This is a genomic window from Mucilaginibacter sp. PAMB04274 (genome assembly GCF_039634385.2).
GTDB lineage: Bacteria > Bacteroidota > Bacteroidia > Sphingobacteriales > Sphingobacteriaceae > Mucilaginibacter.
In genome coordinates, this window is record NZ_CP155081.2 from 755,529 (window position 1) to 770,685 (window position 15,157).

The window sequence follows — 15,157 nt, forward strand, 5'->3', positions numbered from 1 at the left end:
GTAATCATAATAAACAACCAAACACGTAATTGATGCAAATAAAGGATTTTTGGTAATAATGTTTACCATAGGAGCGCAAATATCACGTAATTTGTAAAAATTTGAGTACCAATAATGTCATTAGTCCGCGCAAAGAAACACCTGGGTCAGCACTTTTTAACTGATAAGAACATTGCTTCCAAAATAGTAGAAAGCCTGAGGCCGGCCGGAAAATATACACAAGTGCTCGAAGTGGGGCCTGGAATGGGTATTCTATCCGACTTTTTGCTGCAAAAAACCGATTATCAAACTTATTTAATTGATATCGATACCGAGTCCTATCTCTTTCTGCAAAAAAAGTATCCGCAATTGCAGCAGCGCCTTATTAACGCCGATTTTTTAGAAATGGATTTTGGCAGTGTTTTCAAAGAACCCTTTGCTATAATAGGCAACTTTCCTTACAACATATCCTCCCAAATACTATTTAAAGTGTTAGACAACCGCCAACAAGTAGTTGAGGTAGTTGGCATGTTTCAGAAAGAAGTAGCTGAGCGTTGTAACGCAAAGGCGGGGAGCAAGGAGTATGGTATATTGAGCGTGTTTTTGCAGGCTTACTATAAAGTGGAGTACCTGTTTACGGTAAAGGCTGGTGTATTTAATCCGCCGCCCAAAGTGCTATCGGCTGTAATAAGGCTAACCCGCAATGAGGTCGATCAGCTTAATTGTGACGAAAAGCTATTTTGGCAGGTGGTAAAAGCCGGTTTTAACCAGCGGAGAAAAACGCTGCGTAATGCCTTATCATCCTTAATTAATAAAGAGGCTATGACGAATGAGCCAATGCTTGACCTTCGGGCTGAGCGCTTAACTGTAGCCAATTTTGTAGAACTGACTAATAAGATAACTGCAAACCGATAAATGAAGAATATACTCATTGTCGACGACCTACACCCAATCTTCATTGAACAAACCGAAGCTTTGGGTTATACATGCGATTACCGGCCCACCATTAAACTGGATGAAGCTTTAACACTGTTACCTAACTACGAAGGTTTAGTTATCCGTTCCAAATTCCAAGTAGATAAAGCAGTGCTTGACACGGCCGTTAACCTCAAATTTATTGCACGGGCCGGTGCTGGTATGGATAACATTGATGAGAATTATGCCGGGCAAAAAGGTGTAATATTAGTTAACGCACCCGAGGGCAACCGCGATGCCGTTGGCGAGCATGCCGTAGGTATGCTGCTATCGCTGATGAATAACCTGAACCGGGGCGACGCCGAAGTACGCGCCGGCCTTTGGCAGCGCGAGGCCAACCGGGGTTATGAGCTAAAAGGCCGTACGGTAGGTATTATAGGTTACGGTCACATGGGCCAAAGCTTTGCGCGCAAGTTAAAAGGCTTTGATGTAGAAGTTATAGCTTACGATAAATATAAAACCGGCTTTAGCGATGCCTACGCCCGCGAGGTAAGCATGGAGGAAATTGTAAAGCATAGTGATGTGCTGAGCCTGCATGTGCCGCTTACGCCCGAAACTAAAGGATTGGTAAATGATGAATACCTGTTTCACTTTCGCAAGCCTATCTTTTTGTTAAATACCTCACGGGGCAAAGTTGTAGAGGTGCAAGCTGTATTAAATGCCATTAAGCAGGAGAAAATATTAGGAGCAGGTTTGGACGTACTGGAAGTAGAAAAGTTTCCGGCCCTGGGCGAGCAGGCCTGGTTTGAGGAGTTGCGGCAAAGCGATAAAGTGCTATTGAGCCCACACGTGGCCGGGTGGACTTTTGACTCGTACCGTAAAATAAGCGAGGTGATGGCGGCCAAAATAAAAAATTTGGATATTCAAACTTAAATCACCTATCTTCGTTTTTATACCCACAAGACTATGCAGGCACAGGTGCCCGCATAGTCTTGTTTGTTTTTAGTAGCTGTCGCGTCCTTCTTATTGGTAACAGGAAGGGCGGTTTTTTTTGATAGCTCATCATCGGTCAAATTATCTATTTAAAATATTTTGTGTTTATGGCAGACGTTGCATACTATACCAAAGAAGGTTTAGAAAGACTAAAAGAAGAATTACAACAATTAAAGACCAGCGGCCGTGCCCAGATAGCCAAAGCCATTGCCGAGGCGCGTGATAAAGGCGATTTATCGGAGAATGCTGAATATGATGCGGCAAAAGAAGCGCAGGGACATCATGAAACTAAAATTGCCAAGCTGGAAGAAACCTTAGCCAATGCCCGTTTACTTGATGAATCAAAAATTGACACGTCAAAGGTACTGGCTTTATCCAAAGTAAAAATAAAAAATACCAAGAACGGCGCTACCATGACTTACCAGCTGGTATCAGAAAGCGAAGCAGATTTAAAAGCGGGTAAAATATCGGTAAGTTCACCTATTGCCAAGGGATTGTTGGGTAAAAAAGTAGGTGATACCACCGAAATACAGGTGCCTGCCGGTACAATTGAATTTGAAATTTTGGAAATAAACAGATAGTTTGTATTTGGGTTGCCAGATAAATGATTGTTCCATATTTCGCAACCCAACTAACAGATTAATTAACTTAATAACTACCTATGTCAACTATATTTTCAAAGATCGTGTCGGGCGAAATACCGGCTTATAAAGTAGCCGAAAGTATTGACTATCTGGCTTTTTTAGATATTAATCCACTGGTTGAGGGGCATGTACTCGTTATCCCTAAAAAAGAGGTAGATTACTTGTTTGACCTGGAGGATGAACTATATACAGGCTTGCAATTATTTGCTAAAATAGTAGCAACTGCCATGAAAGAGGTTATTCCATGTAAAAAGGTTGGCGTAGCTGTAATTGGCTTGGAAGTACCTCATGCGCACATTCACCTGATACCTATGAATTCGGTAAGTGATCTGAATTTCTCTCGTCCAAAATTGACCTTGACACCCGAACAACTGGAAGCTACGGCCGAGAAAATTAAGGCTGCTTTGCGCGAAGAATAGTTTTATAGAAAGGTTACAGAACCAGGAATGCAGGGTTGAAAAATAGTATTTTACCCTTGTTCCTGATTCTGTATTTTTTTACTCTTTTTTCTTAATCTGTAGGGGAGAGGCCACCCTTCTGCTGTTTTCCTTCACAAATGACTCCCAACCCGAGTAGCTTATTTTGCTACCACGGCCGGTGGTTATTCTTTGAAAACTGTGGCATACGGCAACAGCCAGTCCGTCTGTTGCATCTAAAAACTCAGGCGTTTCCTGAAAATTTAATAAGCGCTGCAGCATGGCCGCTACCTGCTCTTTAGTGGCATTGCCATTGCCGGTGATAGCCTGCTTAATTTTACGCGGCGAATACTCGTTTACTGGTATATTGCGGGACAAGGCCGCTGCTATAGCGGTTCCCTGCGCGCGACCCAGTTTTAGCATAACCTGTATGTTTTTGCCATAAAAGGGTGCTTCAATGGCGAGTGCATCTGGGTGGTAGTTGTCAATAAGTGCAACGGTTTTCTCAAAAATGCGTTGCAGTTTTAGCATATGCTCGTCGGTGGTTCCGGGTATTTTAACCACACCCAGGGCAATCAGCTCCATTTTAGAGCCGGTTTCTTTAATAATGCCATAGCCCATTACCGCTGTGCCCGGGTCAATTCCTAATATAATACGTTCTTTAAGCGGCTGTTGTAAGTTCACAAATACAAAGATACGCTTTCAATAAGCATCGCTTTGTAATATGTGCAGATAATCTTGTCGGCTTATCATGCGGGCACCCATGCTTTCAAGATGCTCGGTATGCAACTGGCAGTCTATCAAATGGTATTGCTCGGTTTGGCATAGGGTAATAAGCGCTGTTTTGGAGGCGTTACTTGCCCGGCTAAACATGCTCTCGCCACAAAACACGCGCCCCGCATGTACACCGTATAAACCTCCAACCAACTGCTCATCCTGCCAAACCTCATAAGAATGGGCATGGCCCAGCTGGTGTAAGTTAATGTAAGCCTGTTTCATATCGGCGGTTATCCAGGTGCCATCCTGCCCCTCGCGTGGTACTTGTGAACAGGCTTCAATCACCTCTGCAAAGCATCGATTTGTAGTTATCTTATATCGTCCGGAACGCAGCACCTGCCGCATGCTTTTACTCACCTTGAGCTCATGAGGGTGCAATACAAAACGTTCATGCGGCGAGTACCATAAAATTGGGGTATCGTCACTATACCACGGAAAAATGCCATGCTGATAGGCCAGTAATAAACGGCGGGCCGACAAATCGCCGCCAACGGCCAGCAAGCCATCAGGCTCCGCAAGTTCGGGGTTGGGGAAAACCAGGCGCTCATCTAACCGGAAAATCATGGTGCAAAGATATTTTTGATTTCCGAATTCAAGCAATGAGTAAGCACATAACCGTTGCAAACAAAAAGAGCAGTGTAACTCCGATAGGGCTAACGTAGTTGCACTGCTCTTTAAGCCTACCTCAAATGAGGTACATTACTATTATGCTTTCTTATGCACAATGAGCTTTTTATTTTGTGCTTTGGCTATGTTATCCATGTATTGCTGCAGCTCTGTATACTTTGCAGCTGGAATCACATGTTTGTTCATGTTAAAATTTACTACGCTAACTACTTCATTTTTTGCAGCATCATATTTGTAAGTAGCTTCATAGGTGCCATAACTGAATTTTAAGGTCACGTTTTCGGGTACCGATTCGGCCTCAAAACCTTCTGGCAAACTAATAACAGTAGTACAGGTTTTTTGCATGGGGTGCTCAAAGTAATAGTCGCCGCGGCGCTTCTCTGCCACGGGCAGGGTAAGGCCCCACAAATCAAAAACACGCGGGCGATAGAATTTTTTAGTGCCTGCCGCTGCCTCGTTAAAGGTGTCGTAATTCAGTTCAAAGTTTACTTCTTTTACACCGGCGCTGTCTGAAGCTTCCTTGAAATCAAAAAAGGCTGGCTGCTTAAAATTGAGCGCCCGTATGAGGTACTCCTTTTGTTTATCCTGACTTATAGTGGGTAAACCCTCTACAAATAAATCGCGATAGCCGCCGGTAGTTAAAATCTTTACTTTGGCTACAGCGCCGCCTTCAGCATCAAGCTTTACCTGTACCCGGCTGTTAAACTGATTATCTTGCAGGGTACTTTTAGGGGTACTTACCAATTTGCCACCCTCCTCGGTTACCAGTAATGCATTGCGATTTTCGGTAAACGTGCCCAGCTTGCCGTAAGGCTGGGTGTGGCTGGTACATTCCAGCCAGGTAGTGTCGCCTTTAAACGGAATGCACAGAATTACATGGTTAAACGGATCGGCCGGGAAATTAGGATCTGCCGGCTCTTCATTTACGCCGGCATTAATCATGGCGTAGTGGGAGCGTATGCCGACAGCTTTCAGCATGGCGTGCATGTAGTTAGTGAGCGCTTTGCAATCACCATATTTTTTCTGATCCACAAACGTGGCGGGAAAGGGCTTTAAGCCGCCTATGCCTAACTGTATACTTACATAACGCATGTTTTGCTGCAAGTAGTTGTATAAAAACCGGGCTTTATCGGGGTCGGTCTTTAGATGAGCCGTCATCTGTTTAATCTCTTCGGCGCGTTGTGGCGGCAGGCTGCATACATCTGCGTTTAAGGCCAACTGCCAGTTGCCATAGTTTTTCCAGTTGCTAATATCACCGGGTAAGCCGTTGTATGAAAACTTATCGGCTGCAAAAATTATGCGTGGTGTAACTGTCCAGGCGGGTACATCCTCCTCAGGGGTGAGCGCCTTTAAGTTCTTTACTTCCCAGGTGTAAACATCAAACCCGCCCTGCGATTCCTTTTTAGGCGCGATACTTATATTTTTATTTTTATAACGGAAGTTGACGCCCGGCACTACCGCTATTTTGTAAGCAGCGGTTTGTACCGCTGTTTCTTTAGTTTGAATATCCCATTCTGACAGATCGAGGTAACTGTTGTGGGCAATCTCATAATAAGTCTCTACAGTAACAGGGTACGTGCCAATATCATGTTGGGCCACCATAAAACGGCTGTCGGTTATAATGGAGATGCCATCGGCTGCCGAGCGGTCGTACATGTCGCTTTTGCCGTATTTTTTTATGAGCTTACCTTCGGCATTGTAAACCAGCATTTGCGCCATGTTTACGCTGCTGAACTTTTTATCATAGGGTACATACAGCACTGCAGCGTCATCTGCCTTTTCGTTAAGGATGGTAACAATCTGATGCCCTTTAGACAATAGTTTGCCGGGACCGGATACTTTCATTTCCCTAAGCGAGTAACGGACTACCTTGTTGGCATCTTGCTTTAAAGAATCGGGAATTGCGGCAGCTAAATATAAGTCCTTAGGCAGGTTTTTATCCTGGCTTAAAGCCACTATGGGGTGCAACAAAAGCGTAGCGGCTAATAAGGCTACGCTTTTAATTTGTTTAATAAACATCGAATAGTTTTATGACTTTTTCAATACGATCTGCTCGTTCAGCAATTCGTGCATTTTCTTGTAAAACGCGTATAAATCAGGGTAGCTGTCCTTAAAAAAAAGCGACTTTTTGTAATTAATCATATAGCGCACCATTAGCGTTCCGTTCTCCTGCGCAACTATGCGGCGGCATACAATGCTTTCATCGGGCATAATGATACTCATGGTTTTGGGCAGCGCTTCAAATGCATAACCCGCCGGTATTTTAATGAGGGCCGTTACATTGTAGTTGTTTAAGTGCCCAAAATCAATGTCGGTAACCCGGCTTTCGTTAATAAACGGATTGTTGTGGAGTGACGAGAATAGGTTGGCGTTAAAATAGATATAGTTTTTATCTGAGCCTGTTAGTTCCTGCTTAAAGGCCACATTTTGTGTAAGTGGCAAGCTGTCAACATCCATATTGTCCATCTTAAGCGATGTAATGCTGAGGCTGTTATTATTATCGCGCAAATAATCAATATATTTTTTCTCTCCGTTGGTTTTGTAATTTTCAATACAGGTTAACCTGTTATAGCTAAAAGCACTTATTTGTGCAGTACCGTCCATAAAACCCTCTGGCTTTATCTCAGCATTTACCACAATTACCTGCCTAACCGGCGTAGAGCGGTTGATCATGAGCATATCATACTGCTTATTTTCCTTGTCAATATACAAACCACTCGAGCCTAAAAGCTCAGCAGGGGTTTCCAGGTAGCTGTTGTATTTGTTGGTTGCGTCTAAAACATAGTTTTTAGTACTATCAACCGGTACGTAAACCACTGCACGATTAAACTGGTATAAGAAAGAATAACTTGGGTTCACCTTTCCGTGTGAACGTGTACTCACCACCATAGGGTAGGCCTTTACGCCCGATTGTTTCAGTAAATGGTATAGTATCAGGTTTATTTCGGTTGAGTTACCAGTCTTTTTTTCCCAGGCCTTGCTGGTTCCATCATTGGTGTACCAACGGTCAACGTTATTCCATTTCATGGTATTTTTTACCTCGTTAAAAACGTAGGCAATTTTCTCTGCATCTGTTTTTAAGGTTTTCGCCTTGTCAACAATTGCTGCCTCGCCCAGTAACTTTTTCTTAAGCTGTGCACCAAAGTCTTCGTCGTCGGACAATATACCGCCTACTTTGGCCCAGCTGTCCGAAAAAGATTGCGTAAAGCCCGCCGGTGGCCTAAATGTGGTTAAGTGGTAATACAAACCCTGCCTGTTGTCTATCTCTGATGTCATGTACGGTTCCTTGGCCAGCGCTGGTACGTTGGTCATTACATACTGCGTTTTGTTGTCAATAAATAAAAGCGGCGATCCGCTGCTTACGCCTAATGACCTGGATTGCGTAGTGGTTTGGTAATTGCTAAAAGGCTTGTAACTACGCTGCTGTACATTATAATAAAACCATTCGGGTATGGCGGTGCTCCAGTCGCTGGTTTTAACCGGTATGCTTTCCTGAAAAAACCAGCTTGGTATATCACTCAGCGAGTTAACGGTTTGCGTATATCGGTATTCGATAACAGAACCTGACTTGACGTTGGGAAAAGAGAAAACCAGTGCCTGGGTTATCTTGTCTACATTTTCCGTGAAAAGCTGTTTCTTATCAAGCTTGGTTATTTCTACCTTACCATCAACCAGGTTAAAAATTTCGCCTTGCAGGCCGGTGATATATTCAAACCGGTTGCCGCCATAAAATTCGATACGAACGTCGGCCTGTTTTTTTCCGGCCTCATTGAAGATTTTAATGCGTTTATGGTGCTGAATAACAATATTCAGATTGTCATCATAATAAAGGTCGCCTTTTTTAAATAACACCATAGCGTTGGCGTCTTTTTCAAAATCGCAGCTTTTTAGTTCGAGGTCGGCTTTGTCAATTTTACCATAAGGCATAATGTCCGACACGTATTTTTGCGCCTGAGAGGTATTAGCGCCCATAAAAAGCACTAACAGTGCAGTAAAGGTTTTCTTCATTTGATAAGGTTTACTGCTACTAAAATAAATATATTAAAACATAATTAGAAATTATTTGTAGGTAGTCACTTATATGTCGTATAAATTAATTAAAACATTCTGCATCAATCAACTATTGATTAAAAAGCGCTTTTGGTAACTTGTTACAAGTTTATTTCTACTAACTTTATAATATTATAAGTTTAAGCCAACAACTTTAAACGCTATGCCTTAGCGTTATATTCACGCTGTCATGGATAACTCAAAACAGGTAAAACATTTATACGCACGTGCAGGCTTCGGTATCGATTATAGTTTACTGCAGGAGCAGCGTAACTGGTCGGCTAAAAAAGCGGTAAAGAAGATAATCAAGGATTCGGAGCAGGTAACACCCATTAGAGCCGTTACGGAAAACATGGATCTGAACCCCATAAAAGATCCTACGGAGGAGCAGCGCAAGGCCTTGCAAGAAAAGCGTAACCAGCAGGAAAAAGCACTAAATAATGCCTGGATGCAGCAAATGAGCAACAGCTCCGCACAACTGCGTGAAAAGATGACGCTCTTTTGGCACAACCATTTTGCCTGCAATATTGGCAACTATTATTATCAGCAGCAACTTAATAATATTCAGCGCACGCATGCGCTGGGTAATTTTAAAACTTTGCTTACGGCGGTTTCGCAATCGCCGGCCATGCTGCAGTTCTTAAATAATCAGCAAAATTATAAAGGCCATCCCAACGAGAATTTTGCCCGGGAGTTAATGGAATTGTTTACGCTGGGCCGCGGCCATTATACCGAGCAAGACATTAAAGAATCGGCACGGGCATTTACCGGCTGGGCCTACAATGGTAAAACAGGCGACTTTGCTTTTAGGCCCAATAACCATGATGAGAAGTCAAAAAGCTTTATGGGTAAAACCGAAAACTTTTGCGGAGAGGATATTATCAATATCATTTTAAATAATAAGCAAACGGCAAAATACATTAGCACCAAGTTGTACCGTTACCTGGTAAATGAGGTGCCCGACGAAGCGCATATAAACGAAATGGCCGACGTTTTTTATTCGGCTGATTATGAGATTAAGCCTTTGCTGGAGCATGTATTTACAGCCGATTGGTTTTATGAAGATAAAAATGTGGGTAACCTTATTAAATCGCCGGTAGAACTGCTGGTTGATCTGAACCGTCGTTTTTATATCAGCTACCAAAATCCGGACGTGTTAATACAATTTCAACGCACGTTGGGGCAGGTGCTTTTCCGCCCGCCCAATGTAGCTGGCTGGCCGGGTGGCCGTAACTGGATCGACAGCTCATCGCTCATGTATCGTATCAAAATTCCGTCAACTATACTAAACGCCGGACTGATTGATTTTGCAGGCAAGGCATCGCCCGAAGACGAGGCTTACCTTGCGTCACAGCGCAAACAGCAACTGAATGTTATAAAACGTGTACAGGCCCAGCCCGACTGGAATAAGTTTTTAGAAGGTATACCACTAAAAATACCACACGAGCAGGTAGCCCAGTACCTACTTGAGCCAGCGCTCAATGCCCGCATTATTGCAGAAGTGAACCAGGCACCTGATATTAAGGCAATGGTAATACAGGTAGTATCCACACCAGAGTATCAGTTGTGCTGAAACTAAACTGTGAGCTGATGAATGAAATTAGAGTGAGTAGAGAGGGGTGTTGATGATCAACTATTCACTGATCCGCTCATGCACTCATTAAAAAAATGATCTATGAAAAGAAGAGATTTTTTGAAAGGTACCGCCCTGGCATCAGGTGCGTTTTTGATACCGGCCTTTTTGAAGCCCATGGAGGCGTTGGCCATGAATGCTATTTCAGGGTACAAAAATCTGGTTATCATACAGCTCTCAGGCGGTAACGATGGCTTAAATACTATTGTGCCTTTTGGCAGCGATGTGTATTACAACAAACGTAAAACGTTAGCTATTAAAACCCCGGATGTAATTAAGCTGAATGATATGCAGGGCTTTAATCCTAACCTGGCTGCCCTGCAAGAGATATACGACCAAGGCTGGATGAGTATCATTAACTCGGTTGGTTACCCTAACCCCGATCGCTCGCATTTCCGTTCTATGGATATATGGCAAACCGCCAGTGACGCCGACCAGTTTTTAAGCACTGGCTGGATTGGCCGCTACCTGGATGCCAATTGCCAAAACTGCAGTTACCCTTATACAGCCGTAGAGGTGGATGATACACTGTCATTAGCGCTTAAAGGTGCCAACCTGAAAGGTATAGCTGTGCAAGACCCTAACAAGCTCTTCCAAACCACACGCGAGCCGTTCTTTAAAGATTTGGTACATGCTCCTAAGGATGACCATCTGCACGAGGATAATCTGGGCTACCTGTATAAGACCATGATAGAGACCTACTCATCAGCCGATTATATACAAAAAACATCAAAAACATATAATGTTGCTGGGGTATATCCAACCACCGGCTTAGGCTACCAGTTAAAAAATGTATCTAAGTTTATCAACTCAGGCCTGCAAACACGTATTTACTATGTATCCCTCAGCGGATTTGATACGCATGTAGGTCAGCAAAACCAGCAGGGCCGGCAGCTGAAGACATATGCCGACGCAGTAGCCGCCTTTGTGAAAGACCTCAAACAGACAGGCAAACTGGATGACACCCTGGTAATGACTTTTTCGGAATTCGGCCGCAGGGTTGAACAAAATGCCAGCAATGGCACCGACCACGGTACCGCCAACAACGTATTCCTGTTTGGCGGCAAACTGGCCAAAGCCGGCATTTACAACAACGCCCCCGATTTAGTAAACCTTGAAAACGGGGATTTGAAGTACCAGGTTGATTTCCGCGAGATTTATGCTACGTTGTTAAATAAGTGGTTAGAAGTAGATAACAGTAAAATTTTGAATAAGAATTTTAGCGGGTTGGATTTGGTGTGAGGGGATGCCAATAATTAAACAGAAATATAAAAGTACCTGTTACATTTTGTTATTGGCAGGCGTATATACATAAAATGTAACCGCCATGAGGACTTTAGTCAAAGTGTTAGCCACTATTATTATCATTACTGTTTCTTGCAAAAAAGAGCTTAACTACAATGTACTTACAGGTAAATGGAGGCTTGCCGAAGTTACACTTAGCACAGGAGGTTTTCCTACAACAAAGGCTGTAGATAAATCAAATAATAATTATGTACACTTTAAAAGCAGTGGCGATTTTGAAAGCAATTCACTAACAGAATACACCCGTTATGAGGTAAAAGACGATTTGATCATTCTCTACAAAAGAGATAACTCCTCATTTACTTATGCTTACCGATTGAACAATCAAATGCTTTATTTAAGCCCGCGTACAGTTATGTGTATTGAGGGTTGTTCTGATAGCTATAAAAAGGTTGCTGATTGATCAGGCTGTGGGTCTAATGCCAATCTCGCTCAACAAATCAACCGCCTCCAAAACGCTGTGCACACCCTCCACACTAATTCGTAAGGTGTTCTTCACTTCCTTCATGTTAACCCGGCGCGGGTTAGTTTTTACAAAGCTAAGCACCTGCATAAATGCTGGCGATTCAAAATAAGCTGATTGTTGGTTGGTGAGGAAATAGCCGCGCAGCACATTCTTTTTAAGCGATATTTTTTCGAAACCAATGGCTTTGCCCAGCCATTGCAGGCGTATGGTGTTGAATAGATCGTGCACCTGCGGTGGGATGGGACCAAAGCGGTCGGCCAGTTGTTTTTCAAAGGCCAGTAGCTGCGTTTCGTTGTCCAGTTTTGATATTTCGGTGTACAGGTTGTAACGCTCGGTAAGGCTGGTTACATACTCATCGGGTATGAGGATCTCCATATCCGTATCAATCTGCGTAAAACTGATAAAAGGCCTTGGCTTTTCATCTTTAAACAGTTCTTTAAACTCTTCATCCTTAAGTTCCTGTATGGCTTCGTCCAATATCTTGTGGTACATTTCAAAGCCAATTTCGGCAATAAAGCCGCTTTGCTCGGCGCCCAGCAGGTTACCGCTGCCGCGTATGTCCAAATCGCGCATGGCTACATTAAAACCGCTGCCCAGGTCGCTAAACTCTTCAATAGCGCTCAGGCGTTTACGAGCCTCTGGCGTTAGGGTAGAAAGCGGCGGGCTTAGCAAATAACAAAATGCCTTTTTATTGCTCCTGCCTACCCGGCCCCGCATCTGGTGCAAATCGCTCAGGCCAAACATGTGTGCATGGTTAATGATGATGGTATTGGCGTTAGGTATATCCAAACCGGCCTCAATTATGGTAGTGGCCACCAGTACATCATACTCATGGTTTACAAATTTAAGCATCACATCCTCCAAATCATCACCCTCCAGCTGTCCATGGGCTATACCTATGCGTGCTTTGGGTACCAGTTTGCGTATCATGCCACCCAGTTGCATTAAATCGGCAACGCGGTTATGAATAAAGAATATTTGTCCGCCGCGGTCAATTTCATATTCAACCGCTTCTTTAATCAGCTTGTCGTTGAATACGTGTAATTCGGTTACTACCGGCTGGCGATTAGGCGGCGGGGTAGATATGATAGATAAGTCGCGCGCGCCCATTAAAGAAAAGTGCAGCGTACGCGGAATAGGGGTGGCCGTTAACGTGAGCGTATCTACATTGGCACGCATGGCTTTCAACTTCTCTTTAGTTGCCACGCCGAATTTTTGCTCCTCGTCAATAATCATCAGGCCCAGGTCTCTGAACTTTACATCCTTGCTAACCAACCGATGGGTACCTATAATAATATCCAGCTTACCTTCGGCCAGTTTAGCCAGGCTGTCCTTAATTTGCTTATTGGTTTTAAAGCGGTTAATAAAATCAATATTGGCTGGAAAGCCCTTCAACCGGTCAGAAAAGGTTTTGTAATGCTGTGCGGCCAAAATAGTGGTTGGCACCAGTACGGCTACCTGTTTACTATCGGCCACTGCTTTAAAGGCGGCACGTATTGCTACCTCAGTTTTACCAAAACCTACGTCGCCACAAATAAGGCGGTCCATAGGATGGGGTGATTCCATGTCCTTCTTGAAGTCGGCTGTGGCTTTTTCCTGGTCGGGCGTGTCCTCGTAAATAAAGCTCGCTTCTAACTCAGTTTGCAAATAACTATCGGGCGAGTAAGCGTTACCCTCTTTAGTTTTACGTATGGCGTAAAGCTTAATCAGGTCGCGGGCTATGTCTTTAACTTTTTTTTTTGTGGTCTTCTTTAACCGTTCCCAGGTATCGGTACCCAGCTTATTCATTTTGGGAACCGAGCCTTCTTTGCCGCTAAATTTAGAGATACGGTTAAGCGAGTTGATGTTTACATACAGCAAATCATTGTCGGCATATATGAGCCGTATCATTTCCTGCATCTTGCCGTTTACCTCCACTTTTTCTAAGCCGGCATATTTGCCAATACCATGGTCAATGTGGGTTACATAATCACCAGGCTTAAGCTCGCGCAACTCTTTTAGGGTAATGGCTTGTGTGCGCTGATACCCTTTGCGCAGTTTATATTTATAATAGCGGTCAAATATCTGGTGGTCGGTATAGCAGGCTAGTTTCTGCTCGCGGTCAATAAATCCTTCGCGGATGGAAACATGTACCGGCGTAAATTTCGCTGTCTTATCCAGATCATCAAAAATGGCGTATAAGCGCTCCACCTGTTTGGCCGAATCTGTGAAAATTAAATTCTCAATCCGCTCGGCATCATTGTTCTTGATATTATGGATTAGCAGCTGGAAGTCCTTATTAAAAGAGGGCTGCGGCTTTATATCAAAGTTAATGCTATGATTGGCCGTATAAAAAAACTGTTTGCCAAACTCAACCACTGCAAAATCATGCAGCTGGTCGGCAATCATTTTTTCATCGGTAAAGGCATATTTAGGGTCAATCCAGTCGGGGTTTTGGTTCTTCTCATCGGCTGAAAGCGCTTTCCACAACTGGCTGGCTTTTTTATAGCCTTCCTGTATAATGTCTAAAGTAAATTGTACGTCTCTTATCCAAACTTGCGTATCGCCTTCAATATATTCCAGCAGTGAGATATTGTTTTCGGTCAAGAACTTGGACTGAACGTTAGGAACGATGGTAACGGTTTTAACCTTCTCGGCCGAAAGCTGGCTTTCTATTTCAAACGTACGTATCGACTCGATATGATCACCGAAGAATTCTACCCGGTAAGGCAGGTCATGTGAAAAAGAAAAGATATCAACTATACCACCCCGAATAGAAAACTGCCCGGGCTCGTATACAAACTCAACCCGTTCAAAATCGTACTCAATTAAAAATTCATTAATAAAATCGATACTCAGCTTATTATTAACTGCAATTTCGAGCGTGTTTTTTTCGAGCGATGAACGGTCAATCACCTTTTCGGCAACAGCCTCGGGATAGGTTACAATGATCTGGCCAAACTCGGTGGAGTGATTCAGTTCGTTTAAAACCTCGGCGCGGGCCAGCACATTGCTGCTGTCGGGCTGGGTAAACTCAAATGCTTTACGATAGCTGGAGGGAAACAGCAATACTTCCTTACCGGTCAGGTTTTCCAGATCGGCCATAAAATAGCTGGCCTCCTCGCGGTCGGGCAGAATGAAAAGCTGGTGCTTGTGCTGTAAAAAGTACAAGGCTACCGCAATAGTGGCATCGCTTGATCCCACCAGTCCGCGCAGCTGCACCCTGGGGTTTTTGGAACTATTAAGTGCCTGGGCAAGCTCTTTTACCCGCTCGTCGGTTTTATACCTATCTAAAATATCACGAATGTTCAAAACAGTACAAAGATAAGCAAAAAAGATGCCGTTGAAGCCAGCGCTGACAAGAACAGAGAGC

The 15,157-nt window shown here is 43.6% G+C and carries 12 protein-coding genes; 7 read left to right on the forward strand and 5 right to left on the reverse strand.

The annotated features are described in order from the left end of the window. The first annotated feature begins 114 nt into the window (after window positions 1-114). The 4 genes from rsmA to ABDD95_RS03190 all read left to right on the forward strand — a co-directional run bounded on the left by rsmA (window position 115) and on the right by ABDD95_RS03190 (window position 2,950). Window positions 115-894, forward strand: a complete 780-nt coding sequence (rsmA, locus tag ABDD95_RS03175) for a 16S rRNA (adenine(1518)-N(6)/adenine(1519)-N(6))-dimethyltransferase RsmA (protein WP_345950452.1) — start codon at window positions 115-117, stop codon at window positions 892-894. Then, window positions 895-1,827, forward strand: a complete 933-nt coding sequence (locus ABDD95_RS03180; RefSeq protein ID WP_345950453.1) for a 2-hydroxyacid dehydrogenase — start codon at window positions 895-897, stop codon at window positions 1,825-1,827. 167 nt (window positions 1,828-1,994) lie between these two features. Continuing rightward, complete coding sequence (gene greA / locus ABDD95_RS03185) at window positions 1,995-2,468, forward strand: transcription elongation factor GreA (RefSeq protein ID WP_345950454.1); 474 nt, start codon at window positions 1,995-1,997, stop codon at window positions 2,466-2,468. A gap of 80 nt (window positions 2,469-2,548) precedes the next feature. Continuing rightward, window positions 2,549-2,950, forward strand: coding sequence for an HIT family protein (locus ABDD95_RS03190; RefSeq protein ID WP_345950455.1), 402 nt, complete (start codon window positions 2,549-2,551; stop codon window positions 2,948-2,950). Window positions 2,951-3,028: 78 nt separating this feature from the next. On the opposite strand, the gene ruvC is transcribed toward ABDD95_RS03190, so the two are convergent. The 4 genes from ruvC to ABDD95_RS03210 form a co-directional block, all read right to left on the reverse strand. Beyond that, window positions 3,029-3,568 (reverse strand): crossover junction endodeoxyribonuclease RuvC, encoded by a 540-nt coding sequence (ruvC, locus tag ABDD95_RS03195; protein ID WP_345952088.1) that lies wholly within the window; start codon window positions 3,566-3,568, stop codon window positions 3,029-3,031. Between the two features lie 81 nt (window positions 3,569-3,649). Beyond that, entirely contained in the window at window positions 3,650-4,288 is a 639-nt protein-coding gene (gene aat / locus ABDD95_RS03200; protein ID WP_345950456.1) for a leucyl/phenylalanyl-tRNA--protein transferase, read from the reverse strand. A 141-nt stretch (window positions 4,289-4,429) separates the two neighbouring features. Continuing rightward, window positions 4,430-6,370 carry a DUF3857 domain-containing protein gene (locus ABDD95_RS03205; RefSeq protein WP_345950457.1) on the reverse strand — a complete coding sequence of 647 codons (1,941 nt, stop codon included), beginning with the start codon at window positions 6,368-6,370 and terminating at the stop codon, window positions 4,430-4,432. 9 nt (window positions 6,371-6,379) lie between these two features. Continuing rightward, window positions 6,380-8,359: a DUF3857 domain-containing protein gene (locus tag ABDD95_RS03210; protein WP_345950458.1), complete on the reverse strand. Its 1,980-nt coding sequence runs from the start codon at window positions 8,357-8,359 to the stop codon at window positions 6,380-6,382. A 232-nt stretch (window positions 8,360-8,591) separates the two neighbouring features. Here ABDD95_RS03210 and ABDD95_RS03215 point away from each other — a divergent pair, with 232 nt between their 5' ends. The 3 genes from ABDD95_RS03215 (at window position 8,592) to ABDD95_RS03225 (ending at window position 11,742) form a co-directional block, all read left to right on the forward strand. Further along, the gene (locus ABDD95_RS03215; protein WP_345950459.1) at window positions 8,592-9,974 is read left to right on the forward strand and encodes a DUF1800 domain-containing protein; all 1,383 of its coding nucleotides are present in this window, start codon (window positions 8,592-8,594) and stop codon (window positions 9,972-9,974) included. A 102-nt stretch (window positions 9,975-10,076) separates the two neighbouring features. Further along, entirely contained in the window at window positions 10,077-11,276 is a 1,200-nt protein-coding gene (locus ABDD95_RS03220; RefSeq protein ID WP_345950460.1) for a DUF1501 domain-containing protein, read from the forward strand. Between the two features lie 85 nt (window positions 11,277-11,361). Continuing rightward, a complete protein-coding gene (locus ABDD95_RS03225; RefSeq protein ID WP_345950461.1) occupies window positions 11,362-11,742 on the forward strand; it encodes a hypothetical protein in 381 nt (126 codons plus the stop codon). Here the strand turns inward: ABDD95_RS03225 and mfd are convergent, their stop codons facing one another. Further along, on the reverse strand, window positions 11,743-15,096 hold the full coding sequence (gene mfd / locus ABDD95_RS03230) for a transcription-repair coupling factor (protein WP_345950462.1): 3,354 nt from the start codon (window positions 15,094-15,096) through the stop codon (window positions 11,743-11,745). It abuts the gene before it with no gap. Window positions 15,097-15,157 lie beyond the last annotated feature (61 nt).

Coding starts and splice junctions, on each gene's coding strand:
- rsmA (WP_345950452.1), top strand. CDS start 115: ATGTCATTAGTCCGCGCAAAGAAACACCTGGGTCAGCACTTTTTAACT.
- ABDD95_RS03180 (WP_345950453.1), top strand. CDS start 895: ATGAAGAATATACTCATTGTCGACGACCTACACCCAATCTTCATTGAA.
- greA (WP_345950454.1), top strand. CDS start 1,995: ATGGCAGACGTTGCATACTATACCAAAGAAGGTTTAGAAAGACTAAAA.
- ABDD95_RS03190 (WP_345950455.1), top strand. CDS start 2,549: ATGTCAACTATATTTTCAAAGATCGTGTCGGGCGAAATACCGGCTTAT.
- ruvC (WP_345952088.1), bottom strand. CDS start 3,568: ATGGGCTATGGCATTATTAAAGAAACCGGCTCTAAAATGGAGCTGATT.
- aat (WP_345950456.1), bottom strand. CDS start 4,288: ATGATTTTCCGGTTAGATGAGCGCCTGGTTTTCCCCAACCCCGAACTT.
- ABDD95_RS03205 (WP_345950457.1), bottom strand. CDS start 6,370: ATGTTTATTAAACAAATTAAAAGCGTAGCCTTATTAGCCGCTACGCTT.
- ABDD95_RS03210 (WP_345950458.1), bottom strand. CDS start 8,359: ATGAAGAAAACCTTTACTGCACTGTTAGTGCTTTTTATGGGCGCTAAT.
- ABDD95_RS03215 (WP_345950459.1), top strand. CDS start 8,592: ATGGATAACTCAAAACAGGTAAAACATTTATACGCACGTGCAGGCTTC.
- ABDD95_RS03220 (WP_345950460.1), top strand. CDS start 10,077: ATGAAAAGAAGAGATTTTTTGAAAGGTACCGCCCTGGCATCAGGTGCG.
- ABDD95_RS03225 (WP_345950461.1), top strand. CDS start 11,362: ATGAGGACTTTAGTCAAAGTGTTAGCCACTATTATTATCATTACTGTT.